At 43.2% G+C, this 26,173-nt stretch carries 18 protein-coding genes, 2 tRNA genes, 3 rRNA genes and 1 pseudogene; 16 read left to right on the top strand and 8 right to left on the bottom strand.

The features are described 5' to 3' along the window. The first annotated feature begins 56 nt into the window (after positions 1–56). From secM to mutT, 3 genes are all read left to right on the top strand, one after another. On the top strand, positions 57–368 hold the full coding sequence (gene secM / locus L5B76_RS03790) for a secA translation cis-regulator SecM (RefSeq protein WP_265754286.1): 312 nt from the start codon (positions 57–59) through the stop codon (positions 366–368). Positions 369–453: 85 nt separating this feature from the next. Beyond that, positions 454–3,171: a preprotein translocase subunit SecA gene (secA, locus tag L5B76_RS03785; RefSeq protein WP_265754284.1), complete on the top strand. Its 2,718-nt coding sequence runs from the start codon at positions 454–456 to the stop codon at positions 3,169–3,171. A 121-nt stretch (positions 3,172–3,292) separates the two neighbouring features. Then, positions 3,293–3,691: an 8-oxo-dGTP diphosphatase MutT gene (gene mutT, locus L5B76_RS03780; protein ID WP_265754282.1), complete on the top strand. Its 399-nt coding sequence runs from the start codon at positions 3,293–3,295 to the stop codon at positions 3,689–3,691. 65 nt (positions 3,692–3,756) lie between these two features. Here mutT and L5B76_RS03775 read toward each other — a convergent pair whose 3' ends face one another. From L5B76_RS03775 to gapA, 4 genes are all read right to left on the bottom strand, one after another. Then, complete coding sequence (locus L5B76_RS03775; protein ID WP_172459087.1) at positions 3,757–3,915, bottom strand: hypothetical protein; 159 nt, start codon at positions 3,913–3,915, stop codon at positions 3,757–3,759. 7 nt (positions 3,916–3,922) lie between these two features. Beyond that, entirely contained in the window at positions 3,923–5,353 is a 1,431-nt protein-coding gene (gene mltF, locus L5B76_RS03770; RefSeq protein WP_265754281.1) for a membrane-bound lytic murein transglycosylase MltF, read from the bottom strand. Between the two features lie 98 nt (positions 5,354–5,451). Beyond that, positions 5,452–7,257 (bottom strand): AMP-dependent synthetase/ligase, encoded by a 1,806-nt coding sequence (locus tag L5B76_RS03765; protein ID WP_265754279.1) that lies wholly within the window; start codon positions 7,255–7,257, stop codon positions 5,452–5,454. Between the two features lie 309 nt (positions 7,258–7,566). Continuing rightward, positions 7,567–8,571, bottom strand: a complete 1,005-nt coding sequence (gene gapA / locus L5B76_RS03760) for a glyceraldehyde-3-phosphate dehydrogenase (protein ID WP_103854106.1) — start codon at positions 8,569–8,571, stop codon at positions 7,567–7,569. 418 nt (positions 8,572–8,989) lie between these two features. Between gapA and gmk the strand changes: the two genes are divergently transcribed. The 12 genes and pseudogenes from gmk to L5B76_RS03700 form a co-directional block, all read left to right on the top strand. Then, complete coding sequence (gmk, locus tag L5B76_RS03755) at positions 8,990–9,616, top strand: guanylate kinase (protein WP_250363573.1); 627 nt, start codon at positions 8,990–8,992, stop codon at positions 9,614–9,616. A 66-nt stretch (positions 9,617–9,682) separates the two neighbouring features. Beyond that, a complete protein-coding gene (gene rpoZ / locus L5B76_RS03750) occupies positions 9,683–9,949 on the top strand; it encodes a DNA-directed RNA polymerase subunit omega (protein WP_250349499.1) in 267 nt (88 codons plus the stop codon). 75 nt (positions 9,950–10,024) lie between these two features. Further along, entirely contained in the window at positions 10,025–12,148 is a 2,124-nt protein-coding gene (gene spoT, locus L5B76_RS03745; protein WP_265754277.1) for a bifunctional GTP diphosphokinase/guanosine-3',5'-bis pyrophosphate 3'-pyrophosphohydrolase, read from the top strand. Beyond that, entirely contained in the window at positions 12,148–14,229 is a 2,082-nt protein-coding gene (gene recG, locus L5B76_RS03740; RefSeq protein WP_265754276.1) for an ATP-dependent DNA helicase RecG, read from the top strand. Before spoT ends, recG begins: the two co-directional genes overlap by 1 nt. 67 nt (positions 14,230–14,296) lie before the next feature. Continuing rightward, complete coding sequence (gene murI / locus L5B76_RS03735) at positions 14,297–15,091, top strand: glutamate racemase (RefSeq protein ID WP_265754274.1); 795 nt, start codon at positions 14,297–14,299, stop codon at positions 15,089–15,091. Between the two features lie 380 nt (positions 15,092–15,471). Further along, a 16S ribosomal RNA gene (locus L5B76_RS03730) occupies positions 15,472–17,012 on the top strand. An 88-nt stretch (positions 17,013–17,100) separates the two neighbouring features. Beyond that, positions 17,101–17,177 (top strand) — tRNA-Ile (locus tag L5B76_RS03725). 23 nt (positions 17,178–17,200) lie between these two features. Beyond that, positions 17,201–17,276 (top strand) — tRNA-Ala (locus tag L5B76_RS03720). A gap of 341 nt (positions 17,277–17,617) precedes the next feature. Next, a 23S ribosomal RNA gene (locus L5B76_RS03715) occupies positions 17,618–20,516 on the top strand. Between the two features lie 81 nt (positions 20,517–20,597). After that, positions 20,598–20,713, top strand: a 5S ribosomal RNA gene (rrf, locus tag L5B76_RS03710). The 16S, 23S and 5S rRNA genes sit together here with 2 tRNA genes alongside, the layout of an rRNA operon. A gap of 31 nt (positions 20,714–20,744) precedes the next feature. After that, the gene (locus L5B76_RS03705; protein WP_265754273.1) at positions 20,745–20,891 is read left to right on the top strand and encodes a hypothetical protein; all 147 of its coding nucleotides are present in this window, start codon (positions 20,745–20,747) and stop codon (positions 20,889–20,891) included. Between the two features lie 127 nt (positions 20,892–21,018). Then, a pseudogene (locus L5B76_RS03700) lies at positions 21,019–21,513 on the top strand (hemerythrin domain-containing protein); the annotation flags it as partial. Positions 21,514–21,548: 35 nt separating this feature from the next. Here L5B76_RS03700 and qseC read toward each other — a convergent pair. The 4 genes from qseC to L5B76_RS03680 form a co-directional block, all read right to left on the bottom strand. Beyond that, positions 21,549–22,934: a quorum sensing histidine kinase QseC gene (gene qseC / locus L5B76_RS03695; RefSeq protein WP_265754271.1), complete on the bottom strand. Its 1,386-nt coding sequence runs from the start codon at positions 22,932–22,934 to the stop codon at positions 21,549–21,551. Position 22,935: 1 nt separating this feature from the next. Then, the gene (locus L5B76_RS03690; protein WP_265754270.1) at positions 22,936–23,601 is read right to left on the bottom strand and encodes a response regulator; all 666 of its coding nucleotides are present in this window, start codon (positions 23,599–23,601) and stop codon (positions 22,936–22,938) included. Between the two features lie 19 nt (positions 23,602–23,620). Next, positions 23,621–24,271: a thiaminase II gene (gene tenA, locus L5B76_RS03685; RefSeq protein WP_265754269.1), complete on the bottom strand. Its 651-nt coding sequence runs from the start codon at positions 24,269–24,271 to the stop codon at positions 23,621–23,623. Positions 24,272–24,397: 126 nt separating this feature from the next. Next, positions 24,398–24,928, bottom strand: a complete 531-nt coding sequence (locus L5B76_RS03680) for a YgiW/YdeI family stress tolerance OB fold protein (RefSeq protein ID WP_265754267.1) — start codon at positions 24,926–24,928, stop codon at positions 24,398–24,400. Positions 24,929–25,027: 99 nt separating this feature from the next. Between L5B76_RS03680 and L5B76_RS03675 the strand changes: the two genes are divergently transcribed. Further along, positions 25,028–26,146, top strand: coding sequence for a pyridoxal phosphate-dependent aminotransferase (locus L5B76_RS03675; RefSeq protein WP_265754265.1), 1,119 nt, complete (start codon positions 25,028–25,030; stop codon positions 26,144–26,146). Positions 26,147–26,173 lie beyond the last annotated feature (27 nt).

The following is a 26,173-nucleotide window of genomic DNA, read 5'->3' as shown; positions in this document are numbered from 1 at the left end:
TGTAGTGATTTTCCGCTACAATAACAGCGAATTTTTAATTAAAAATAAGTTAGCAAATGATTTCATCTAAAAGCACACAGCATTTTTGGTCGCAATTACTACTTAGTATGATTGCGATCTTTGCCTTGCCTAATGCGCAAGGCGTGGAAAATGCTGGGCTTGCCTGTGAAAACTATTCGAGCGAACAGCGCCAAATGCAACAGCTTGCTTGTCATCAGCGAGTTGCCCACAAACAAATTATTCAACAGCAACAAAAACCAAGCAAAAAAAGTTTTGTTGCGCCGAAAATTCTCACTAAAAAAGCACCGCACTTTGTTTTTCCTGTACTTAGTGCCGCCACGCCGATCCGTGCAGGCCCTACGGCTTAACCTTTCTTTCTAGTAAATACCTTTTAACTGATTTCAGCAATGGCTGAAATTGAATTTAACCTATTGATATAAAAGAAATAAAATTATGTTTAGAACTATTTTTACAAAAATTTTTGGTAGCCGTAATGATCGCATTCTGCGCCGTTTGAACAAACAAGTGATCAAAATTAACAAAATGGAGCCGGAGTTTGAAGCCTTAAGCGATGAACAGTTGCAAGGCAAAACGGCCGAATTTCGTGAACGCTTAAAAAATGGTGAAAGCCTACAAAGCTTATTGCCAGAAGCCTTTGCCACGGTGCGTGAAGCGAGTAAACGTGTACTCGGTATGCGCCATTTTGATGTGCAGCTCATTGGCGGTATGGTGCTGAATAATCGTTGCATCGCAGAAATGCGCACAGGGGAAGGGAAAACCCTTACTGCAACCTTGCCTTGCTATCTTAATGCCTTAACGGGAAAAGGCGTTCACGTTGTTACGGTGAATGATTATCTTGCGCGCCGCGATGCGGAAACTAACCGCCCATTATTTGAATTTTTAGGAATGACCGTTGGAGTAAACGTGCCGGGCTTGCCTGCAGAAGAAAAACGTGCTGCCTATGCTGCCGATATTACCTATGCCACTAACAGTGAATTAGGCTTTGATTATTTGCGTGATAATTTAGCTCATTCAGCACAAGATCGTTTCCAAAAAGAGCTTTATTATGCTTTGGTTGATGAAGTGGATTCTATTTTGATTGACGAAGCGCGTACGCCGTTGATTATTTCTGGGCCTGCGGAAGACAGTTCAGAACTTTATATCGCCATTGATAAATTGATTCCTCATCTAATCAAACAAGATAAAGAAGACACCGAAGAATACCAAGGTGATGGCGATTACACTTTAGATCTGAAAAGCAAACAGGCGTATCTCACAGAACGTGGGCAAGAAAAAATCGAGCAATGGTTGATCGATCAAGGCCTGATGCAAGAAACTGAATCTTTGTATTCTCCTGCCAAAGTCACGCTGTTACACCACGTTTATGCCGCATTGCGCGCTCATACATTGTTTGAACGTGATGTGGATTACATCGTAAAAGATGGCGAAATTATCATTGTTGATGAGCATACAGGGCGTACAATGGCAGGTCGCCGTTGGTCAGAAGGTTTACACCAAGCTATTGAAGCAAAAGAAGGTGTACCAATCCAAAATGAAAACCAAACGGTCGCTTCTATCACTTACCAAAACTATTTCCGTCTTTATGAAAAATTAGCCGGAATGACAGGGACAGCGGACACCGAAGCCTTTGAATTCCAACAAATTTATGGCTTGGAAACCATTGTGATCCCAACTAATCGCCCAATGATTCGCGATGATCGCACGGATTTAATGTTTGAGAATGAACAATACAAATTTGCTGCGATTATTGAAGAAATTAAGGATTGCATTGCGCGCAACCAACCCGTGCTGGTGGGAACGGCGTCCATTGAAAAATCAGAATTGTTATCTGATGCTTTAACCAAAGCTGGCATTAAACATAGCGTATTAAACGCAAAATTCCACGCCCAAGAAGCGGAAATTATTGCTAATGCAGGTTATCCAGGGGCAGTAACCATTGCCACCAATATGGCAGGACGTGGTACAGATATTGTGCTTGGTGGTAACTGGAAAGCCGAAGTGGCAAAATTGGATAACCCAACAGAAGCGCAAATTGAAGAAATCAAAGCCAAATGGCAAGAACGCCACGATATTGTAAAACAAGCGGGTGGCTTGCATATTATCGGTACGGAACGCCACGAATCACGCCGTATTGATAACCAGTTGCGTGGACGTTCAGGCCGCCAAGGTGACCCAGGTTCATCACGTTTTTACTTATCCTTGGACGATGCGTTAATGCGTATTTACTTAAACGAAGGTAAGCTCAATATGATGCGCAAAGCCTTCAGTACACCAGGTGAAGCAATGGAATCGAAATTGCTCACTAAAGTAATCGCTTCTGCGCAAGCAAAAGTTGAAGCGCATAACTTTGATGGACGTAAACATTTATTAGAATTTGATGATGTCGCTAATGATCAACGCCGTGCTATTTATGAACAGCGCAATGAACTATTAGATAATGACAACATTGCCGAAACTATTAAAGTGATCCGCAAAGATGTTTTCAACAGCGTGATCGATCAATATATTCCACCAAATTCATTGGAAGAAATGTGGGATATTCCAGGGTTAGAACAGCGTTTAAGACAGGATTTTGCCCTTGATTTACCGATTGAACATTGGTTAGAAGAAAATAATGCCTTGCACGAAGAAACCTTGCGTGAGCGTATTATTGATGCGGCAGAAAAAGAATATGAACGCAAAGAAGAGCTTGTTGGTGCGGAATCAATGCGTCATTTTGAAAAAGGCATTATGCTACAAACCCTTGATGAGCTTTGGAAAGAACATCTTGCTTCGATGGATCATTTACGCCGTGGTATTCACTTGCGTGGCTATGCGCAAAAAGATCCAAAACAAGAATATAAACGTGAGTCTTTCCAAATGTTTACGGATATGTTGGACGCATTAAAACTAAGTGTGATTACCACCTTAAGCCGAGTTCAAATTCGTACTCAAGAAGAAATTGAGCAAGCAGAGAAATTGCAGCAAGAAATGGCAGCCCGTGAGCAGGCACAAATGCAATATAACACTGCTGATGATCAGCAGGCTCAAGGAGAGCAAGCACCATTGCCACCATCAGATCGTAAGATTGGGCGTAATGAACCTTGCCCTTGTGGTTCTGGTAAGAAATATAAACATTGCCACGGCAATCGCGCGGCGAAATATAGTTAATCCATAAAGCATAAAGTGCGGTGAAAAATTTTTGATTTTTTTACCGCACTTTATAGAGAGTTTGTTGACCATTCATAGCTCAAATGCAAAATGAATGATCAACAGACCCTAAGGAGAAAAAATGGCGAAACCCATTATTCAAGTAGCAGCAGGCATTATTCGTAATGAATTTGGGCAGATTTATCTCACTCAACGCCTTGAGGGACAAGATTTTGCCCAAGCCCTAGAATTCCCCGGTGGAAAAGTTGATAAAGGTGAAACACCGGAACAAGCCCTTGCCAGAGAGCTAGAAGAAGAAATTGGCATTCATATTCTCAATGCCAGTTTATTTGAGCGTTTTACCTTTGAATATCCAAGTAAGATGATTCAATTTTCTTTTTACCTTGTGGAACAATGGGTGGGTGAACCTTTTGGACGAGAAGGGCAAGAGGGAATGTGGATTGCGCAATCTGAACTTGATGCTAGCCAATTTCCCCCCGCTAACAGCAAGCTTATTCAACGCTTATTGGCTGAAAATTAATAATCTATTACCAATAAAAAAGCATTATGTGGACAACATAATGCTTTTTTATCTTCTATCAACAACTAGCAACAAATGTCTTGTATCACAAATTGCAATGCGTGGCGATCCCATAAACGGGTTTTTCGTTGTTTCATTCTTTTTAAGCGTAATGCACGCCCTTGAGCCAAGCGGAATAACTTACGATTATTGTTCTTTAGAAAAGTTTTGCGTCTTCTTGTCATTTTGACCTCAGTTTTTATTTATCGGAATATCTGCATTTTGTTGTGCAGAGCTATTCTGTTGTTCTTGATTTTGTTGCACGCGGTGATAATTCACAATGCTATTCATATAACGGCGAATATTTTCAACGTATTGATAAGCCTCATAACCACGCGCATAGCCGTATTTCAAATTGCTGTAATGGCGTTTTTCAGCCAGTAGGGGTAAATTCTTCTTCACATCAAGCCAATTATCAGGATCGCCACCTAATTTTTTGGTTAAACGTCTGGCATCAATCAAATGCCCTAAGCCCATATTGTAAGCGGCAAGCGCAAACCAAATTTTATCTTCTTGATGAATGGTATCGGGCATTTGCTCTAGCAATAAATGCAGGTATTCTGAACCGCCCTTGATACTTTGTTCTGGATTAAGACGATTGCTGATTTTTACCCGATCAGCTGTTGCTTTGGTGAGCATCATCATTCCACGCACCCCTGTAGGGGAGGTGGCTTCAGGGTTCCAATGGGATTCTTGATAGGCCACAGCAGCGAGCAAACGCCAGTCTAAACGACCTTTATATTTATCAAATAGATGTTGATATTTTGGCAGCGTGTTTTCAATGGCATTGAGATAAGAGCGCATATCCACATAATCAAATTCAGCTAAATGATTGAAATATTTTTCTTCAATGCGTGCAATCAAGCCTGTTTCAATGGCATTATTCATAAAGTCTAACAACGCCGCTTGCAACTCGCTGTAATTATTGTTGGTGAGATACCAGTGAATGGTGGATTCATCTGTAACATCAAAGGCCACGGCAATTTGCGGCTTAATTTGCTGTGCCATAGCAAGATCTACGGAATTGGCAATGGTGTAATCAATTTTTCCTTCAGCAACTTGTAACAACAATTCTTCTTGGCTTTGATCTACAACTTGCCACTGTAAATCAGGGAATTCTTGTTTAAAGCTTTCGAGCAGCTTAACAAGATCGTTGCCCTTAGAAATAACTAGTTTACCTTTTAGCTCTTTTAGTGAAGCAGGGCGTCCTTCCCCTTTGCGATAAGCCAATTGCCAAGACGCAGAATTATAGGCAGGGCCAATTTGATAATGATCTAATTTCTCGCGCAAATAAAATAAGTTTGCCGCAGCAATATCAATCTTTTGCGTGGAAAGTGCGGTAAATAATGCTTGATTATTTGCCATTGGAACAATTTCCAATTTCACATTCAGATAGTCAGCAAAGGCTTTGGCTAATTCATACTCAAATCCTGATGCACCATCTGGGCCAATAAAATAGGAAGTTGGCGTATTTAACGTACCAACCACCAATTTACCGCTAGATTGAATTGTCGCATAACGATTGTCTTCCGTACCCAGCAGTTGTCGCCACGGCAGCGCCATATCAATGGCCCATAGCAACAAGGCAAAGATACTAATAAGACGTAAAAACAAACCTTTCAATGATATATGATCCTCTAAAAATGATGAGGCATTTTACCATTTATGAAAAAATGTGCTAGAAATAACCGCACTTTTTCCCTATTGGTTGAGCCAATAGGCTATTTTTTTGATTGATACATTTTTTCAATTTGCGCTTTATAACGTTCTAAAATCACCTTGCGGCGTAGTTTTAAGGTTGGTGTAATTTCATTCATTGCGGTGGTGAAAGCCTGTGGTAACAGAGTGAATTTCTTCACTTGCTCAAAGCTCGCCAGCTCTTTCTGCAATTCATTTAAACGTTTTTCAAAAAGCTGAATAATTTCGGAATGTTTGATCAACTCCATACGATCTTGATATTTGATATTGAGCTTTTTCGCATATTCTTCTAAAGAAGCAAAACAAGGCACGATCAAGGCGGAAACATATTTTTTCGCATCAGCGATCACGGCAATTTGCTCAATAAATTTATCTTTGCCGATTTTGCCTTCAATGTGCTGTGGCGCAATATATTTGCCGTTTGAGGTTTTCATCAGCTCTTTGATGCGATCGGTGATGTAAAGATGGCCTTGTTCGTCTAATTGACCGGCATCACCAGTTTTTAAGAAACCATCAGCAGTAAAAGCGGCAGCTGTTTCTTCTGGTTTTTTGTAATAGCCACGCATTACCATTTCACCACGCACTAAGATTTCATCATTTTCACCAATTTTTACTTCCGCACCCGGCATTAGCTTGCCGATAGAATTTGGCTCGAAATGATCATCTTCCCAACATGAAACAGTGGCGGTGGTTTCCGTCATACCGTAGCCCAGTTTAATGTTAATGCCAATGCTGTGGAAAAATAGCCCAATGGTAGGTTCTAATTTTGCCCCGCCGCACGGCATCATACGAATACGTCCACCGAGTAGGTTACGTAATTTGCTCAGTACCAATTTATCTGCTAAGAAAAATTGCTGTTTAAGCCAAAATGGAATGGGTTGTTTTTGGCTTTTAAGATCAAAATAACGATGTCCCACTTTCATTGCCCAGTTAAATAAGGCACGGCGCAGTTTTGGTGCTTGCTGCACTTTATCGTGGATTGCGGTGTAAATTTTTTCGTAAAAACGTGGTACGGCACACATTAATGTCGGACGGATTTCACTTAATGCCGCACGCACTTGATCGGTGTTTTCAATATAACAGTTCACCGCGCCACGATGTAGCACATAGGCCACCCACGCACGTTCAAAAATATGGGAGAACGGCAGAAAAGAAAGAGAAATGTCCTGTTCTGTAATCGGCTTCAATGCTTGATCGTGGGCTTTTAGCTGATGAGCAAGGTTGGCATAATCCAACATTACGCCTTTTGGTTCGCCTGTGGTGCCAGAAGTATAAATCAGGGTAAATAGATCATTCAGTTGCTTTTCATCAAGACGCTGTTGTAATTCTGCGGAATTCGTGCACGAGCCTGTTGCGATAAAGTCTGCCCAACGGCAAGCCTGTGGGTGATCGTGCAGCTGAATGCTGTCTTTCATCGCGACAATATGTTGTAACTGCGGGCAATCTGCAACGATTTGTAGTGCTTGATCATACTGTTCTTGATCGCCAACAAACAGAATTTTAATATCGGCATCATTAATGATAAATGCCGCTTGTTGCGCGGTGTTTGTGGCGTAAATAGGCACGGTAACAGCGCGAATTTGCAAAGTGGCAATATCAGCGATTGTCCAGCGCGGCATATTGTGTGCAAAGATACCAATTTTATCTTGTACATCAATATGATGGGCAAGCAACGCAAGAGAAAGCGCGTTTACTTGCTGCTGAAAGTCAGCCCAAGAGATATCGTGCCATTGTTGATTTTCAAAATAACGAAGTGCGGTGTTATTTTTTAATGTTTTTGCCTGCTGTTGAAAGCGGCTAACAAAATGAAAATCAAGGGTATTTGTCATTCTTCTTTTCCTATTTAACAAATCGTTTTTAACAAATTACTGCATTTTAGCGTACAGTTGTAAGGCTAAATATAATCGTTAATGAAAGAAAAAGCGAGAAAAATCCGTTGAAAACTACGGATAACCAGTGATTTTGTGAGCAATATAACAGTTTTAGCGAGCGAACAGCTGTTCATTTTTATGTGGAAAAGACGCTATATTCTTAGCAAAAGTAGGCAGGGAAATCAGAGATAATCAATCACAGCAATAAAAATGTAGCGAAAAAAAACCGCACTTTAAAAGTGCGGCTTAATTTTAAAGGGTTTTTAATTAGCCTTTGTAGTTGTGAATGTGAGCTACTAAGTCTAATACTTTGTTTGAATAACCTGTTTCGTTATCGTACCAAGATACTAATTTAACGAAAGTATCAGTTAATGCAATACCTGCTTCTGCATCGAATACAGAAGTTAATGCGCAACCGTTGAAGTCTGTTGATACTACCGCATCTTCAGTGTAACCTAAAACGCCTTTTAATTCATTTTCAGAAGCACGTTTGATTTCTGCACAGATTTCAGCGTAAGTTGCTGGTTTTTCAAGGTTTACAGTTAAATCAACCACAGACACGTTTGGTGTAGGAACACGGAACGCCATACCAGTTAATTTACCGTTTAATTCAGGAATTACTTTACCTACTGCTTTCGCTGCACCTGTTGAAGATGGAATGATGTTTTGAGAAGCACCACGACCACCACGCCAGTCTTTCGCAGAAGGACCATCAACTGTTTTTTGAGTTGCAGTTGTTGCGTGAACAGTTGTCATTAAACCGTCTTTGATACCCCATTTGTCGTTAATTACTTTCGCTAATGGTGCTAAACAGTTTGTTGTACAAGATGCGTTTGAAACGATGTCTTGACCAGCATAAGTATCAAAGTTTACGCCGTTTACAAACATTGGAGTCGCATCTTTAGAAGGACCAGTTAAAACAACTTTTTTCGCGCCAGCTTCAATGTGTTTGCGAGCAGTTTCATCAGTTAAGAAGATACCTGTTGCTTCAACTGCGATATCAACACCGATTTCGTTCCATTTAAGGTTTGCAGGATCACGCTCAGAAGTTACACGGATTGTTTTACCGTTCACCACTAAATGACCGTCTTTCACTTCAACAGTGCCATCGAAACGACCGTGAGTTGAATCATATTTCAACATATAAGCCATATATTCAACGTCAATTAAGTCGTTGATACCTACAACTTCGATGTCATCGCGTTGTTGTGCTGCACGGAATACGATACGACCGATACGGCCAAAACCATTGATACCAATTTTAATTGCCATAAGTTTTTCACCTATAATTTAAGTTAAACAAAAGGGTTACGGTGCATAGAAAGAATTTCTATTTTCCGTTCGTTGCGGATTATAGCACGCTTTTTAGATAGGGTGAAACTAACTCGCAAGAAAACCGTAAAACATTTGTGATCTACATCAAAACTTTGCGGATCAGCCAGTTAGCTTGTTTTTATTTTGTCAATATTAAGTAAAAAAAACACCGCACTTTTAGGGATTGTTGATAATTTATTTTGCTGTTGAGCGAGTGACTATTTTTTGTGAGAGCAAGGCGAAAGTGGCGAAGTTGAGTTATGCTAAACGAACCACATTCAACGCAGTTATCACGAAAAATATCCCCTGCCCCTAATGATTTTTTTCTGATTTATCGGCATAATGAGCGTAATTTGATGAAAATTGAGGATAAACAATGAGCCAAGGTAACCTTTATATTATTTCTGCCCCAAGTGGTGCGGGAAAATCATCTTTAATTGCCGCATTATTAGCAAAAGAAACAGGGCGTAAAATGATGGTTTCTGTTTCCCATACCACCCGCTCACCACGCCCAGGCGAAGTAGATGGCGTGCATTATCATTTTGTGAGTAAAGCGGAATTTGAGCATTTAATTGAACAAGATTTATTCTTAGAATATGCCAACGTATTTGGCGGAAATTATTATGGCACCTCCTTACCAACGATTGAAAAAAGTTTGGCGCAAGGCATTGATGTTTTTTTAGATATTGATTGGCAAGGGGCGCAACAAATTCGTGCCAAATTACCGAGTGTAAAAAGTATTTTTATTTTGCCTCCTTCTGTGAGTGAATTAGAGCGCCGTTTAATTGGACGTGGACAGGATAGCGCAGAAGTGATTGCGGATCGAATGGCAAAAGCCACCAGTGAAATGTCTCATTATGATGAATATGATTATGTGATTATTAATGATAATTTTGAACAAGCTGTGGCAGATTTACAGCATATTTTACGCGCCGAATGTTTAACCAAAAGCTATCAACAAACGCAAAATATCGCTTTAATTCATCAATTACTGGCAAAATAATTGACATTTTAGTATCATTAGATCCCTTTTATTTATTGAAGAAGTTTAACTGATTGGAGTAAATTTATGGCTCGTGTAACAGTGCAAGATGCGGTAGAACAAATTGGTAACCGTTTTGATTTAATTTTAACCGCAGCACGCCGTGCAAGAGAATTACAATTGCATATTCGCCAACCTTTGGTGCCAGAAGATAATGACAAGCCAACAGTCATTGCATTGCGTGAGATTGAGAAAGGCTTGATCAATAATGAAATTATGAATGCGCACGAGCGTCAAGATGCCTTAGAGCAAGAGGCAACAGAACATCACGCAGTATCTTTATTATCTTCATAAGCGATAAAAGTGCGGTTGTTTTTTGTTCCATTTTTATCATTGACAATAAAATTTGAATAAAAAGTTAGGTGTCCTTTGTACTTATTTGAACGTTTAGAGCATATTATCCGAGGCTATTTACCGCCTGAACAAATTGAATTAGTAAGACGTGCATACGTTATTGCACGAGATGCACACGAAGGACAATCTCGCTCCAGCGGTGAGCCGTACATTACTCACCCTGTTGCGGTGGCATCAATTATTGCAGAAATGCGTTTAGATCACGAAGCAGTGATGGGCGCATTGTTGCACGATGTCATTGAAGACACCCCTTACACCGAAGAACAGCTCAAAGAAGAATTTGGCGCGAGTGTTGCTGAAATTGTTGAAGGTGTATCTAAATTAGATAAGCTCAAATTCCGTACCCGCCAAGAAGCCCAAGTGGAAAATTTCCGCAAAATGATTCTGGCGATGACCAAAGACATTCGCGTTGTTCTGATCAAACTGGCTGACCGTACCCACAATATGCGCACCCTTGGCGCATTACGCCCTGACAAACGGCGTAGAATTGCGAAAGAAACCTTGGAAATTTACGCCCCACTTGCCCATCGTTTAGGGATCGAACATATTAAAAATGAACTAGAAGATCTCGGCTTTGAAGCAATGCACCCGCAACGTTATGCTGTTTTACAAAAAGTCATTCAAATTGCGCGTGGTAACCGCAAAGATATGATCGAACGGATTTCTGATGAAATCAAAGGGCGTTTAGCAGATGTGGGCATTGAAGCGCGCGTATTTGGGCGAGAAAAACATCTTTATGCCATTTATCAAAAAATGCGCTTAAAAGATCAGCAATTTCATTCCATTATGGATATTTATGCGTTCCGTGCGGTAGTGAAAGATGTGGATACTTGCTACCGAGTGCTAGGGCAAATGCACGGTTTATATAAGCCACGTCCGGGGCGTGTGAAAGATTATATCGCTGTGCCAAAAGCAAATGGCTATCAATCCCTGCATACTTCGATGATTGGCCCACACGGCGTTCCGGTGGAAGTGCAAATTCGCACGGAAGAAATGGATCAAACTGCGGAAATGGGCGTGGCCGCGCATTGGGCGTATAAACAAGGTGGTAAGAATGATAGCACCACCGCACAAATTCGCGCGCAACGCTGGTTGCAAAGCCTGATTGAATTGCAACAAAGTGCGGGTAATTCTTTTGAATTTATTGAAAGTGTCAAATCAGAATTTTTCCCGAAAGAGATTTATGTGTTCACCCCGAAAGGGCGTATTGTGGAATTGCCAGTGGGCGCAACCCCAGTAGATTTCGCTTATGCGGTGCATTCTGGCATTGGCAATGCCTGTATCGCAGCCAATGTGGATCGCAAACCTTATCCCCTTTCACAGCCATTGCAATCAGGGCAAACCATTGAAATTATTACCGCACCGACAGCACAGCCTGATGTGGGCTGGCTGAATTTTGTGGTAACCGCAAAAGCTCGTTCTAATATTCGCCACGCCTTGAAAAATCTGCGTTCAGATACGGCGATCGTTCTTGGCAAACGCCAACTTACTAATGCGTTGCTACCGCATAAATTAGAACAAATTTCTGAGCAGCGTATTGATGAATTATTAAGCGATCTGAAACTTAATCGTTTTGAAGATTTATTGGCGGAAATTGGTTTAGGTAACCAAATGAGTGCCGTGATTGCTTATCGTTTATTAGGTGAAAGCATTGAAATTGATACAGACGGCGATCTCAGCAACAATAAAAATATTTTTGCCATTAACGGTAATGAAAGCCTGCTTACCACCTTTGCGCAATGTTGCCATCCAATTCCGGGTGATCCGATTGTGGCATATGCAAGCCCAGGGAAAGGCCTAGTAGTGCATCACGAGGCTTGTGCAAATTTGCGTAATCGAAAAGAAAATCCAGAACATTTCACCCCAGTAACTTGGGAGAAAAGCGATAACAAAGTGGAATTTGAAACCGAATTACGCATTGAAATGATTAATCAGCAGGGGGCGCTGCCGAATTTAACCTCTAATATTTCCGCGATGGATAGTAATATTCACAGCATTTGGACGGAAGAGCAAGACGGCCGTTTATATCAAATCGTGGTGTTACTGACGGCAAGAGATACCCATCATTTAAGTCAAATTATGCGCAAAATCAAAACTTTACCCGGTTTTGTCAGCATTGAACGTAATATAAATCGCTAATGGCTACGGAAATTCTTGGTGCAGTTCCGCTGACCACACTTTCTGGTGTTGGTGCAGCGGTTTCGGCAAAATTGAGCCGAATTGGCATTAATAATCTGCAAGATTTGCTTTTTCATCTGCCTAGTCGTTATGAAGACCGCACAAGAATTACGCCCATAATCGATCTTCGCCCTGAACAATATGCCACAATTAGCGCAACGGTTCAGCTTTGCGAAGTACAATTTGGACGCCGCCCAATCTTAACTGTAGTAGTGTCGGACGGCACATCAAAATTAACCCTACGTTTTTTCAATTTTAATGCGGCAATGCGCAATAGCTTCCAAGTGGGCGCGCGGGTCAAAGCCTTTGGTGAAGTGAAGCGCGGTCGTTTTATGGCGGAAATTCATCACCCGGAATATCAAATTATTCGTGATGATGCCCCTTTGGTAATGGCTGAAACCCTGACGCCAATTTATCCCACCACAGAAGGGTTAAAGCAAAATTCTTTACGCAAATTAACGGATCAAGCACTGGCTTTGCTTGATAAAATTCAGTTGCCAGAAATTCTGCCTGATGAATTTAACCCTTATCCTTATAGCCTAAAAGAGGCGATCCGATTTTTGCACCGCCCACCACCGGATGTTTCTTTAGAAATGTTGGAAAAAGGACAGCACCCTGCGCAAGTGCGGTTAATTTTTGAAGAATTATTAGCGCATAATTTAGCAATGCAAAAAGTGCGGTCAAATATTCAACAATTTTTTGCCTTGCCATTGCAGTATCAAACCGATCTAAAACAGCAATTTTTACAGCGTTTGCCATTTAGCCCGACTAATGCGCAAAGCCGCGTTGTGCAGGATATTGAGCAAGATCTGCAAAAGCCTTATCCAATGATGCGATTAGTGCAGGGTGATGTGGGATCGGGGAAAACCTTGGTCGCGGCATTAGCTGCACTGGTAGCAATTGACAATCAAAAGCAAGTGGCACTTATGGCGCCGACAGAAATTTTGGCGGAACAGCATTTTGCTAATTTCCAAAATTGGTTTGAGCCTTTAGGCATCAAAGTCGGTTGGCTGGCAGGAAAAGTGAAAGGCAAGGCTCGCCAAGCGGTACTTGAACAAATGAAAGCGGGTGAAGTGCAAATGATTGTTGGCACGCACGCTCTATTTCAACAAGACGTGGAATTTAATGATCTCGCCTTAGTGATTATTGATGAACAGCACCGATTTGGTGTACATCAGCGCTTAATGTTACGCGAAAAAGGCGAAAAGTCGGGAAATTATCCGCATCAGCTGATTATGACCGCAACCCCAATTCCGCGAACCTTAGCGATGACGGTTTATGCCGACTTGGATACTTCTATTATTGATGAATTACCCCCAGGACGAACGCCGATCACAACTATTGCTATTTCAGAAGAGCGCCGCGCAGAAATTGTCGCACGCGTGTATCAGGCCTGCGTGAATGAAAAACGGCAGGCCTATTGGGTTTGCACGCTCATTGATGAAAGTGAAGTGTTGGAAGCACAAGCTGCGGAAGCCATTTGGGAAGATTTAACCAAAGTGCTGCCAAATTTACGCATTGGTTTAGTTCACGGGCGAATGAAACCGACTGAAAAACAAGAGATTATGGCAAGTTTTAAAGCCGCCGAGTTAGATGTGTTGGTGGCAACTACCGTGATTGAAGTGGGCGTAGATGTACCTAACGCCAGCTTGATGATTATTGAAAATGCCGAACGCCTTGGGCTATCTCAACTTCACCAATTGCGTGGACGAGTAGGACGGGGAAGCACGGCTTCTTTTTGCGTGCTAATGTACAAACCGCCGTTGGGCAAGGTGTCGAAAAAACGCTTGCAAGTACTGCGTGAAAGCCAAGACGGCTTTTATATATCAGAAAAAGATCTGGAAATTCGTGGACCTGGTGAAGTGTTAGGCACAAAACAAACCGGCGTGGCGGAATTTAAAGTGGCGAATTTAATGCGCGATCGCAAAATGATCCCAACGGTTCAGCATTATGCCAGAGCAATGATCAGCAAATATCCACAACTTTCTGAGGCCTTGATTCAGCGTTGGCTTGATGAGAAAACCATTTATTCTAATGCGTAAACTTTACCTTGAGATGTGCTGAACGAAGGTATAAGATCATCTCAATATCAATGAATTTCCTACAAAAATGACAGCACCAACCATCTTATTTTTTGATTCAGGCATTGGCGGCTTAAGCGTTTATCGTGAAGTGAAAGCCTTGTTGCCAGACTGCCACTATCTTTATTGTTTAGATAATGCTTTTTTCCCTTACTCTGAAAAAGCCGAACAGGCGATCGTTGAGCGTTGTGTGGCAATTTGTCAGAAAATCGCGCAGCAACAGCCACTCGATTTAATTGTTATTGCCTGCAATACCGCAAGCACCGTGGTTCTGCCAGCCTTGCGCGAAAAATTTTCCTGCCCCGTTGTAGGAACGGTTCCCGCCATTAAACCTGCAGCTCAACAAACACAAACAGGCGTCATCGGCTTACTCGCCACCAAAGGCACGGTAAAACGCCCTTATGTCGATAAATTGATCCAAGACTACGCAAGCCACTGCGAAGTGGAAAAGTTGGGGAGTACAGAATTAGTTAAAATTGCAGAAGAAAAATTGCAAGGCTATCCCGTTGATCCTATTAGGCTTTTACGCGAGGTCAAAGATTGGCAACGAAATTTAACTTTGGATACGGTGATTTTAGGTTGTACACATTTTCCATTCTTAAAAGCAGAATTAAAAGCTTGCTTGCCACAAGTGAAATATTTTTTAGATCCTAGCAAAGCCATCGCCAAACGCGTGAAAGATTTACTCGGTGAATCGCAGCAAAAATCAGCTAAAGATAATCTGGTCTATTGTACAAAAGAAAGCAAAGAACAGCTCACTTTATTAAAGGTATTTAAACAATTTGGTTTTGCAGAATTGCACGCGCTCACTTTAGGTGAATAAGAACGCGTGAAATAATCAAGTGCGGTAAAAAATTTGCTAATTTTTCACCGCACTTTGCCTGATAATTCAGCGGTGTGATTTCAAAATAATCAGTTGCAATGATTTTTCGTGTTTTTTGCGATTTTTTTGCAAAAAGGGGTTGCAAAGATTTTAAAGATGCCTATAATACGCTACACACAACGACGCGACGTTGTATAAGTTGAAAGATACACATCGCGTCGTTGTTTTTTGCTCTTTAACAATCAATCAGACAATCTGTGTGGGCACTTGTTGATTCTGGAAAAATTTAAAAGATTTAGAACAATTAGTGCTTAACTGAAATTCATAGTGATTTTAAATGAAATCACAGAGCTTTGTTAGTGTACGAATTGAGAAAGATTAAACTGAAGAGTTTGATCATGGCTCAGATTGAACGCTGGCGGCAGGCTTAACACATGCAAGTCGAACGGTAACGGGTTGAAAGCTTGCTTTCAATGCTGACGAGTGGCGGACGGGTGAGTAATGCTTGGGAATCTGGCTTATGGAGGGGGATAACCATTGGAAACGATGGCTAATACCGCATAGTATCGAAAGATTAAAGGGTGGGACTTTTAGCCACCTGCCATAAGATGAGCCCAAGTGGGATTAGGTAGTTGGTGGGGTAAAGGCCTACCAAGCCTGCGATCTCTAGCTGGTCTGAGAGGATGGCCAGCCACACTGGGACTGAGACACGGCCCAGACTCCTACGGGAGGCAGCAGTGGGGAATATTGCGCAATGGGGGGAACCCTGACGCAGCCATGCCGCGTGAATGAAGAAGGCCTTCGGGTTGTAAAGTTCTTTCGGTGGTGAGGAAGGCGGTAGTGTTAATAGCACTATTGTTTGACGTTAGCCACAGAAGAAGCACCGGCTAACTCCGTGCCAGCAGCCGCGGTAATACGGAGGGTGCGAGCGTTAATCGGAATAACTGGGCGTAAAGGGCACGCAGGCGGTAAATTAAGTGAGATGTGAAATCCCCGAGCTTAACTTGGGAATTGCATTTCAGACTGGTTTACTAGAGTACTCTAGGGAGGGGTAGAATTCCACGTGTAGCGGTGAAATGCGTAGAGATGTGGAGGAATACCGAAGGCGAAGGCAGCCCCTTGGGGAGATACTGACGCTCATGTGCGAAAGCGTGGGGAGCAAACAGGATTAGATACCCTGGTAGTCCACGCTGTAAACGCTGTCGATTTGGGGATTGGGCTTTAGGCTTGGTGCCCGTAGCTAACGTGATAAATCGACCGCCTGGGGAGTACGGCCGCAAGGTTAAAACTCAAATGAATTGACGGGGGCCCGCACAAGCGGTGGAGCATGTGGTTTAATTCGATGCAACGCGAAGAACCTTACCTACTCTTGACATCCAAAGAAGAACTCAGAGATGAGTTTGTGCCTTCGGGAGCTTTGAGACAGGTGCTGCATGGCTGTCGTCAGCTCGTGTTGTGAAATGTTGGGTTAAGTCCCGCAACGAGCGCAACCCTTATCCTTTGTTGCCAGCACTTCGGGTGGGAACTCAAAGGAGACTGCCAGTGATAAACTGGAGGAAGGTGGGGATGACGTCAAGTCATCATGGCCCTTACGAGTAGGGCTACACACGTGCTACAATGGTGCATACAGAGGGAAGCGAGCCTGCGAGGGTAAGCGAATCTCAGAAAGTGCATCTAAGTCCGGATTGGAGTCTGCAACTCGACTCCATGAAGTCGGAATCGCTAGTAATCGCGAATCAGAATGTCGCGGTGAATACGTTCCCGGGCCTTGTACACACCGCCCGTCACACCATGGGAGTGGGTTGTACCAGAAGTAGATAGCTTAACCGCAAGGGGGGCGTTTACCACGGTATGATTCATGACTGGGGTGAAGTCGTAACAAGGTAACCGTAGGGGAACCTGCGGTTGGATCACCTCCTTACCAAGACTGGAAAGATGAGTGCTCACACAGATTGTGATGATTGATGTTAGACAATGAATAGCAAATAAAGAATAACCCGAATCCTTGAGGGTCTGTAGCTCAGGTGGTTAGAGCGCACCCCTGATAAGGGTGAGGTCGGTGGTTCAAGTCCACTCAGACCCACCACTCAAGTGATGCGGGGAATGATTGGGGATATAGCTCAGCTGGGAGAGCGCCTGCCTTGCACGCAGGAGGTCAGCGGTTCGATCCCGCTTATCTCCACCAAATCATTAGTAAGTTCTTTTAAATTAATTACCTTAATTCTCTTAAACATCTAAGTCTAGTTTCTAATTTTAGAAGATAGCGTGGAAAGAAAGGAAGTAGAAAGAATTTAGTAATGATAAGACGCAAAGCGTCATATCTAATTTGCTCTTTAACAATATAAAAACAAGCTGAAAACTGAAGAGACTTTCAAGCTGATGAGGGAGTGGTAATCGTAATAGAGCCATTTTCTTATTAAATTGAAGAAGTCTGAGTAGAAAAGACTTACTTGAACAAAAGCAAGTAAGCGTTCTCAACGAGAATGAAGACACTTCAGGGAAAGTAAAAAATCCTTGAGGTTGTATAGTTAAGTGAGAAAGCGTACAGGGCGGATGCCTTGGCAATCAGAGGCGAAGAAGGACGTGCTAATCTGCGAAAAGCGTGGGTGAGTTGATAAGAAGCGTTTAACCCACGATGTCCGAATGGGGAAACCCGATAGGTGAAGAACCTATCATTGTTTACTGAATAAAATAGGTAAACAAGGCGAACCGGGAGAACTGAAACATCTAAGTACCCCGAGGAAAAGAAATCAACCGAGATTCTGTGAGTAGCGGCGAGCGAAAGCGGAGTAGCCAGTGAGTGATAGCATGTGATTTAGGAGAATTAGCTGGGAAGCTAAGCGACACAGGGTGATAGCCCCGTATCTAAAAAATTGCGTGTAGTACTAAGCTTACGACAAGTAGGGCGGGACACGAGGAATCCTGTTTGAAGATGGGGGGACCATCCTCCAAGGCTAAATACTCCTGATTGACCGATAGTGAACCAGTACTGTGAAGGAAAGGCGAAAAGAACCCCGGTGAGGGGAGTGAAATAGAACCTGAAACCCTGTACGTACAAGCAGTGGGAGCCCGAAAGGGTGACTGCGTACCTTTTGTATAATGGGTCAGCGACTTATATTTTGTAGCGAGGTTAACTGAATAAGGGAGCCGAAGGGAAACCGAGTCTTAACTGGGCGTTGAGTTGCAAGGTATAGACCCGAAACCCGGTGATCTAGCCATGGGCAGGTTGAAGGTTGGGTAACACTAACTGGAGGACCGAACCGACTAATGTTGAAAAATTAGCGGATGACTTGTGGCTGGGGGTGAAAGGCCAATCAAACCGGGAGATAGCTGGTTCTCCCCGAAATCTATTTAGGTAGAGCCTTGAGCGGACACCTTTGGGGGTAGAGCACTGTTTCGGCTAGGGGCCCATCCCGGGTTACCAAACCGATGCAAACTCCGAATACCGAAGAGTGATACTCAGGAGACACACGGCGGGTGCTAACGTCCGTCGTGGAGAGGGAAACAACCCAGACCGCCAGCTAAGGTCCCAAAATCTATATTAAGTGGGAAACGAAGTGGGAAGGCTTAGACAGCTAGGATGTTGGCTTAGAAGCAGCCACCATTTAAAGAAAGCGTAATAGCTCACTAGTCGAGTCGGCCTGCGCGGAAGATGTAACGGGGCTAAAATATAGTACCGAAGCTGCGGCATCAGTAGCAATACTGTTGGGTAGGGGAGCGTTGTGTAAGCGGAAGAAGGTGATTTGAGAGGATTGCTGGACGTATCACAAGTGCGAATGCTGACATAAGTAACGATAAAACGGGTGAAAAACCCGTTCGCCGGAAGACCAAGGGTTCCTGTCCAACGTTAATCGGGGCAGGGTGAGTCGGCCCCTAAGGCGAGGCTGAAAAGCGTAGTCGATGGGAAACGGGTTAATATTCCCGTACTTGGATAAACTGCGATGTGGGGACGGAGTAGGTTAGGTTAGCGTACTGTTGGAGATGTACGTTTAAGTTGGTAGGTGGGTGGACTAGGCAAATCCGGTTCACTGTAAACACTGAGAGATGATGACGAGGCACTAAGGTGCTGAAGTAATTGATACCACACTTCCAGGAAAAGCCACTAAGCTTCAGGTTTATCTAAACCGTACTGAAAACCGACACAGGTGGTCAGGTAGAGAATACTCAGGCGCTTGAGAGAACTCGGGTGAAGGAACTAGGCAAAATAGCACCGTAACTTCGGGAGAAGGTGCGCTGGCGTAGTGTGAAGTTCTTTGCGAATGGAGCATGAACCAGTCGAAGATACCAGCTGGCTGCAACTGTTTATTAAAAACACAGCACTCTGCAAACACGAAAGTGGACGTATAGGGTGTGATGCCTGCCCGGTGCTGGAAGGTTAATTGATGGTGTAATCGAAAGAGAAGCTCCTGATCGAAGCCCCAGTAAACGGCGGCCGTAACTATAACGGTCCTAAGGTAGCGAAATTCCTTGTCGGGTAAGTTCCGACCTGCACGAATGGCATAATGATGGCCAGGCTGTCTCCACCCGAGACTCAGTGAAATTGAAATCGCCGTGAAGATGCGGTGTACCCGCGGCTAGACGGAAAGACCCCGTGAACCTTTACTATAGCTTGACACTGAACCTTGAATTTTGATGTGTAGGATAGGTGGGAGACTATGAAGCGGTAACGCCAGTTATCGTGGAGTCGTTGTTGAAATACCACCCTTTAACGTTTGATGTTCTAACGAAGCGCCTGAAACGGGTGTTCGGACAGTGTCTGGTGGGTAGTTTGACTGGGGCGGTCTCCTCCCAAAGCGTAACGGAGGAGCACGAAGGTTTGCTAATGACGGTCGGACATCGTCAGGTTAGTGCAATGGTATAAGCAAGCTTAACTGCGAGACAGACAAGTCGAGCAGGTGCGAAAGCAGGTCATAGTGATCCGGTGGTTCTGAATGGAAGGGCCATCGCTCAACGGATAAAAGGTACTCCGGGGATAACAGGCTGATACCGCCCAAGAGTTCATATCGACGGCGGTGTTTGGCACCTCGATGTCGGCTCATCACATCCTGGGGCTGAAGTAGGTCCCAAGGGTATGGCTGTTCGCCATTTAAAGTGGTACGCGAGCTGGGTTTAGAACGTCGTGAGACAGTTCGGTCCCTATCTGCCGTGGGCGTTGGAGAATTGAGAGGGGCTGCTCCTAGTACGAGAGGACCGGAGTGGACGCATCACTGGTGTACCAGTTGTCTCGCCAGAGGCACTGCTGGGTAGCTAAATGCGGAAGAGATAAGTGCTGAAAGCATCTAAGCACGAAACTTGCCTTAAGATGAGTTCTCCCAGTCTATAAGACTGTAAGGGTTGTTGGAGACGACGACGTAGATAGGCTGGGTGTGTAAGCGGTGTGAGCCGTTGAGCTAACCAGTACTAATTGCCCGAGAGGCTTAACTATACAACGCTCAAGGGTTTTGGCTTGTTTTTGTTGAAGAAGTGAAGAACGAATAGAAAAGACATAAAGAATATAAAGAATTATCTTGGCGGCGTTAGTGCAGTGGACCCACCTAAATCCATGCCGAACTTAGAAGTGAAACGCTGTAACGCCGATGGTAGTGTGGGGAATCCCCATGTGAGAGTAGGACACCGCCAGGTTTTGAATAAGGAAGACCACCTAGGAGACTAGGTGGTTTTTTTATTGGTATATTGGTATATTGGTATATATGGGATTTTGGATTGGGAGATTGCCCTTAACTCAAAAGCTTGGGAAGATAAAAACGCCATTGAGGGAACTCAGTGGCGTTTTTGTTTAGGCTTTTTTGCTTACACCTAAACTTAAAACCTGATATAGATCATAAACATTGTGCTTTTTTCCTAAAATGATTTTGTATTTTGATATAAATACCTTACTATTTTACTCGGATTTAAACTACTCACATTAAGGTCAAATTATGTCATTAGAAAATAGAATGAAACAAGCCGATCAACAATGGCAAAGTGCCACTTACCAAGACACCATCTCGCATATTCTGTCGCGTTTTCATCAACGTCATCGTGAACAATTGCAAGAGCTAATTCCCCTTGCAGAAAAAGTTGAAGAACGCCACGGTGATCACCCAGATTGCCCAAAAGGTTTAGCTGACGCGCTAAAAAATGCCTATGCAGATTTGTCTAGCCATATGATGAAAGAAGAACAAATCTTGTTCCCAATGATCCAAGCAGGTAATTATATGATGGCACGAATGCCTATTCAGGTAATGGAATTTGAACACGATGAACACGGCGCAACGATTGAAGTGCTACGCGCTCTCACTCACAATATGACACCACCAGCTGATGCTTGCACTTCTTGGCGTAATCTCTACCAAGGTATTCAAGAGTTTTGTGATGATCTGCAAGAGCATATTCACACAGAAAATAATATCTTATTCCCGCGTGTATTAAGCGAACAATAGTCGTAGCAATAATAATGTTAGCACCTTAAGGTGGTTTAAGGTGCTTTTTTATTCAATAAAATCTCCACCCAAAACCCTTTCTTCCCACGCGAATTCTCGGCATTTTTATACCGCACTTGGTAGTGATGTAATTGGGCGATGCGTTGTACGATAGATAATCCCAAACCGCTGCCTTTTTCATTTTGGCCTGCTGGGCGGTAGAAGCGTTGGCTGAGTTTATCCAGGGCGTCATCAGGGACTCCACCGCCGTTATCGGCGATGATAAGTTTATCTTGTTGTAAAATAAGGCGAATTTCACTGCCTTTAGGGCAATAGGTAATGGCGTTGTCGATCAGATTGCGTAACATTAAAGAAAGCAATAATGGTTCGCCTTGCTGTGTATTGGGTTTGCTTAGCGGTTCAAAAATTAATGTGATCCCTGCTTTTTCGGCTTTTAAATAACGTTCAGCCACAAGCTCGGTGATTAATTTATCCCATTCAATGGTGTTAAGATGGGCTAATTCATTGAGATTATCTAAGCGCGAAAGTGTAAGCAACTGTTCCACCAATTGGCTTGCGCGATCGATGCCTAGCGTAAGGTTTTGCAATGCTTGATTACGCATTGTTTCATCATCACCTGCCATTTGTGCGAGTTCAGTTTGAATACGCAACGCAGTGAGCGGGCTGCGCAATTCGTGCGCTGCATCAGATGTAAAACGCCGCTCTCTAAGTAGGCTGGTTGCAGTGCGGGTAAAAAATTGATTTAAATTTTGCACTAATGGCAAGATTTCTTTTGGCACTTGTTGCGTGTTGAGCGGTTGTTCATCATCAGGGCTACGCTGGCTCACCTGTTCGCTCACATTGCGCAATATGGACAGTTCGCGGCTAATGGCCCAAATAATCACGGCAAGTAACACAGGCAGGCTAGCAAACCAAATCCACATTTGGCCTAGCACCATTTTTTCGACTAATTCTTGGCGATATTCCAGCTCTTGTCCCACGGCGATCATTAATCTGCCTTCCGCCGCGGGCAGCCAAAAAATTCGCCATTCATCGTCATCACCTTGCAAGGTGGTGTTATTAAAGCCCCTTTTCGGTTCATAAATAAAATTGTTGCCGTTTTCGCTATCACTGAGCAGCATTTCACCATCGTGATTAAAAATCGCAAAGGCAAGAGCATCATCATCGTAATTTTGTCTTTTGCGAAAGTGCGGTGGTTTTTGGCGATAATTTTTTCCTTCGGGGCGGTAGCGCTCAATTAAAATACTTCTTAAATGCGAAGTGGCTAGCCGTTTGGCGAATAAAATCTGTTGTGTATCAAAAACTTCGTTTACTTGGCTACGCGCGGCCGACCACGCAATCGCAGTAGAAGCCAGCCAAATAGCGCTGGCTAACAGGGAAAGAATAAGAATTAGACGAAGACGTAAACTGCGTGGTTTCATTTTATTCCTCGATTGTGCCAAGGGCATAGCCTACGCCGTGTATCGTGCGAATAAACGGTTTGCCGAGTTTTTGACGTAAATTGTAAATATGCACTTCCAACGCATTGCTGCTCACTTCATCGTTCCAAGTATAGAGCTTTTCTTCAATAAATCCGCGAGAAAGTACCCGCTCTTTATGGTGCATAAATAGCTCAAGTAACTTGTATTCCGTTCCTGTGAGGGAAACTTCTTGATTACGTAAAAAGGCTTTGTGCTGCCCCAGATCAAGGCTCACTACACCGTGGGTGAGCAGCGATTGCGTTTGCCCATAACGGCGGCGAATGAGCGCTTGTAAGCGAGCAACCACTTCGCCGAGCGCAAAGGGCTTGCCAAGATAATCGTCCGCCCCGAGTTGCAAACCTTCAATGCGTTGTTCTAAGCTATCTCGTGCGGTTAAAATAAGTACAGGCACATCTTGATTGGCTTTACGCCATTGTTGCAACACCTGCAAGCCGTCTTTTTTCGGCAAGGTGAGATCGAGCACCACGGCATCATAAGGGGCGGAAGCCAAGGCTTGCATACCGCTTTCACCGTCTTGAAACCAATCGACACTGAAACCTGATTTGCCGAGCCCAATGTTAAGCCCATCACCGATTAAAGGATCGTCTTCAATTAATAAAATTCGCATAATTTTAACCGCACTTTAGTTAGCTTAAATCTAGCCCCATTTGCCAGAAGTCAATTTCCATTCGCGTCGCTGTGGTGAAAATATGTTGTAATTGTTGCTGTTGTTTTGCTGAAACATTTTCAAATAATCCGTTGAGCATTGCGCTAAACTCCGCCGCAGCTTGTTGAAAATCTTGTGCGGCGTAAGTATCGATCCATTTTTGATAAGGATTATTCGGCGTTGGCGTTTGGCTGCCGAGCATTTTGCCGATTGCCGCATAGCCCAGCATACAAGGTGCAAGGGCAGTATAAAGTTCCGCAAGCCCACCTTTGATGCCACAATCCAGCACATAACGCGTGTAGGCCACACAAGCGGTAGATTCAGGCATTTTTTGCAGATCTTGCTCTGAAATGCCCCATTCTTGACAGAATGCGATGTGCAACTGAATTTCTTTCAGCAACACCTCATTGGCTTGGTGAGCGGTGTGAATTTCAGCAAAATTATCCGCTTTGAAAATGCCTAGCGATAACGCACGGCTGTACTGAAAGAGATAGAGATAATCTTGCTGTAAATAATGTTGAAAGCATTGGCGTGGCAGGCGACCTGCGGCGAGCTGCTGTACAAAGGAATGTTGGATATAATTATCCCAATAAGGCTGGCTTTGGGCGATCAGGTTTTCTACGGTAAGCATTTGATTTTCCTTTTATGTTGAAGTAAATAATGCCATCTTGTCCCATTTACCACATAAACCCAATGAGCAAAATGCCCATTGAGTTTAGCCTAAAAAGATAAATTTGCGAATGGAATCTTTTCGCGATTAATTACTTTTTGCCACTTTTGCAACACGTTGAACTTCCAATTCTAATTTTTTGTCGGATTTCTCCACTTCCGCAAGAATTTTCACTTCATCATTTGGCGTGATCGTTTTGCCACGCCACGCGTGCGGCTCAATTTCCACTTCAATTTCACCGCTCTTATCGCGGAATAAGAAATCATCTTTGCTTAATTGTTTAACAATATTTCCTTGTAAAACAATGCGTTGATCATCTTTCCAAACAGCTTGCTCGCTAATTTGGCTTACAGATAAATTATTTGCAAAGGATTTTTCCCCCTTGGTTTGCGGTTGTGGATTAGTCGGATCAACAAATCCACCGCGTTTTTTGTGCTCTTTTTTATGTTTATGATGATGCTTTTTATGCGCTTTTTCTGCTTTTTCCGCATCGGGTACGATTTGCGCTTTTTGTTCCACTGCGGCAGCTTGTTGATTGGCTGCGGGTAAATTCTCTGCGCTAACCACAAGGCTAGCAGTTGATAATAGTAAAATTGTTGCTAAACTAAGTTTTTTCATTGTTAAACTCCTTTCAAATGACAAGACGGCTGTCTTGTTGGGAACATTAAAACAAAGAAATATTAAGAGAATCTTAAGATAGGCAAAAAGGAAAAAATAATGCGTTGTGAAAATATGTCGGCATTTATTGTGATGGATATTGTGCGTGAAGCGGCGAAATACCCTAATGCCATTCATTTTGAAATTGGCCAACCTGATTTACCGCCATCACCGAAAGTCAAGCAGGCCTTGCAACAAGCCATTGAAGACAATCAATTTAGTTATACGGAAAGCCTTGGCTTGCCTGCGTTGCGTGAAAAAATTCGTGAATTTTACCACCGCACTTATCAAGTGGAGGTTGCACCGCATCGCATTATTCTTACCCCCGGTACAAGTGGCGCATTTCTTGTCGCCTATGCCTTAACCCTTAATCAAGGAGATAAACTGGGACTGACAGATCCTGCTTATCCGTGCTATAAAAATTTTGCTTATATGATGGATATTCAGCCTGAATTTATCCCTGTCGATAAGCAAGATTGTTATCAGCTTGCACCACAACAGCTTGAAAATCGCCAAATTAAGGCTTTGCAAATTTCTTCCCCCGCCAATCCAACGGGCAATATTTATACTGCTGAACGTTTGCAAGCGCTGAATGAATATTGCATTGCTAATCAAATTGCTTTTATTTCCGATGAGCTTTATCACGGCTTGGTTTATGATGAGCAAGCTGCGACTGCCTTGCAATTTAATCCGAATGCTTATGTGATTAACGGGTTTTCTAAGTATTTTTGTATGCCAGGGATGCGTTTAGGCTGGATTATCGTGCCAGAAGAAAAGGCAAGAGAAGCGGAAATTGTGGCGCAAAACATTTTTATTTCTGCGCCTACATTGAGCCAATATGGCGCGTTGGCTGCCTTTGATTATGATTATCTTAATGAAATTAAAGGCATTTTCCAAGAACGGCGAGATTTTCTGTATAACGAATTAAAATCCTTATTCAAGATCGAATTTAAACCACAAGGGGCATTTTATCTTTGGGCTGATGTGTCTGATTACACGCAAGATAGCTATGAATTTGCGAAAAAAATGCTAGCTGAAATTCAAGTGGCCGCTACCCCAGGGATCGATTTTGGGGAAAATGGCACCAAGCACTATCTCCGCTTTGCTTACACCAGAGAGATTGCCCATTTACGCGAGGGCGTAGAGCGAATGAAAAAATGGCTCGCTGAACAGAAATAATTACCGACAGCAAAATAAAGGAACATT

It is taken from the genome of Avibacterium sp. 21-594 (genome assembly GCF_026226815.1).
GTDB lineage: Bacteria > Pseudomonadota > Gammaproteobacteria > Enterobacterales > Pasteurellaceae > Avibacterium > Avibacterium avium.
Note: the sequence above shows the minus strand (reverse complement) of the source record. Positions and strands in the feature narration are given on the sequence as shown.

What these genes read in the sequence shown, in the direction of transcription:
- gmk (WP_250363573.1), top strand. Translation starts at nt 8,990, where the DNA reads ATGAGCCAAGGTAACCTTTATATTATTTCTGCCCCAAGTGGTGCGGGA.
- L5B76_RS03775 (WP_172459087.1), bottom strand. Translation starts at nt 3,915, where the DNA reads ATGACAAGAAGACGCAAAACTTTTCTAAAGAACAATAATCGTAAGTTA.
- rpoZ (WP_250349499.1), top strand. Translation starts at nt 9,683, where the DNA reads ATGGCTCGTGTAACAGTGCAAGATGCGGTAGAACAAATTGGTAACCGT.
- L5B76_RS03765 (WP_265754279.1), bottom strand. Translation starts at nt 7,257, where the DNA reads ATGACAAATACCCTTGATTTTCATTTTGTTAGCCGCTTTCAACAGCAG.
- secM (WP_265754286.1), top strand. Translation starts at nt 57, where the DNA reads ATGATTTCATCTAAAAGCACACAGCATTTTTGGTCGCAATTACTACTT.
- recG (WP_265754276.1), top strand. Translation starts at nt 12,148, where the DNA reads ATGGCTACGGAAATTCTTGGTGCAGTTCCGCTGACCACACTTTCTGGT.
- L5B76_RS03690 (WP_265754270.1), bottom strand. Translation starts at nt 23,601, where the DNA reads ATGCGAATTTTATTAATTGAAGACGATCCTTTAATCGGTGATGGGCTT.
- tenA (WP_265754269.1), bottom strand. Translation starts at nt 24,271, where the DNA reads ATGCTTACCGTAGAAAACCTGATCGCCCAAAGCCAGCCTTATTGGGAT.
- L5B76_RS03675 (WP_265754265.1), top strand. Translation starts at nt 25,028, where the DNA reads ATGCGTTGTGAAAATATGTCGGCATTTATTGTGATGGATATTGTGCGT.
- murI (WP_265754274.1), top strand. Translation starts at nt 14,297, where the DNA reads ATGACAGCACCAACCATCTTATTTTTTGATTCAGGCATTGGCGGCTTA.
- qseC (WP_265754271.1), bottom strand. Translation starts at nt 22,934, where the DNA reads ATGAAACCACGCAGTTTACGTCTTCGTCTAATTCTTATTCTTTCCCTG.
- mutT (WP_265754282.1), top strand. Translation starts at nt 3,293, where the DNA reads ATGGCGAAACCCATTATTCAAGTAGCAGCAGGCATTATTCGTAATGAA.
- L5B76_RS03680 (WP_265754267.1), bottom strand. Translation starts at nt 24,928, where the DNA reads ATGAAAAAACTTAGTTTAGCAACAATTTTACTATTATCAACTGCTAGC.
- gapA (WP_103854106.1), bottom strand. Translation starts at nt 8,571, where the DNA reads ATGGCAATTAAAATTGGTATCAATGGTTTTGGCCGTATCGGTCGTATC.
- secA (WP_265754284.1), top strand. Translation starts at nt 454, where the DNA reads ATGTTTAGAACTATTTTTACAAAAATTTTTGGTAGCCGTAATGATCGC.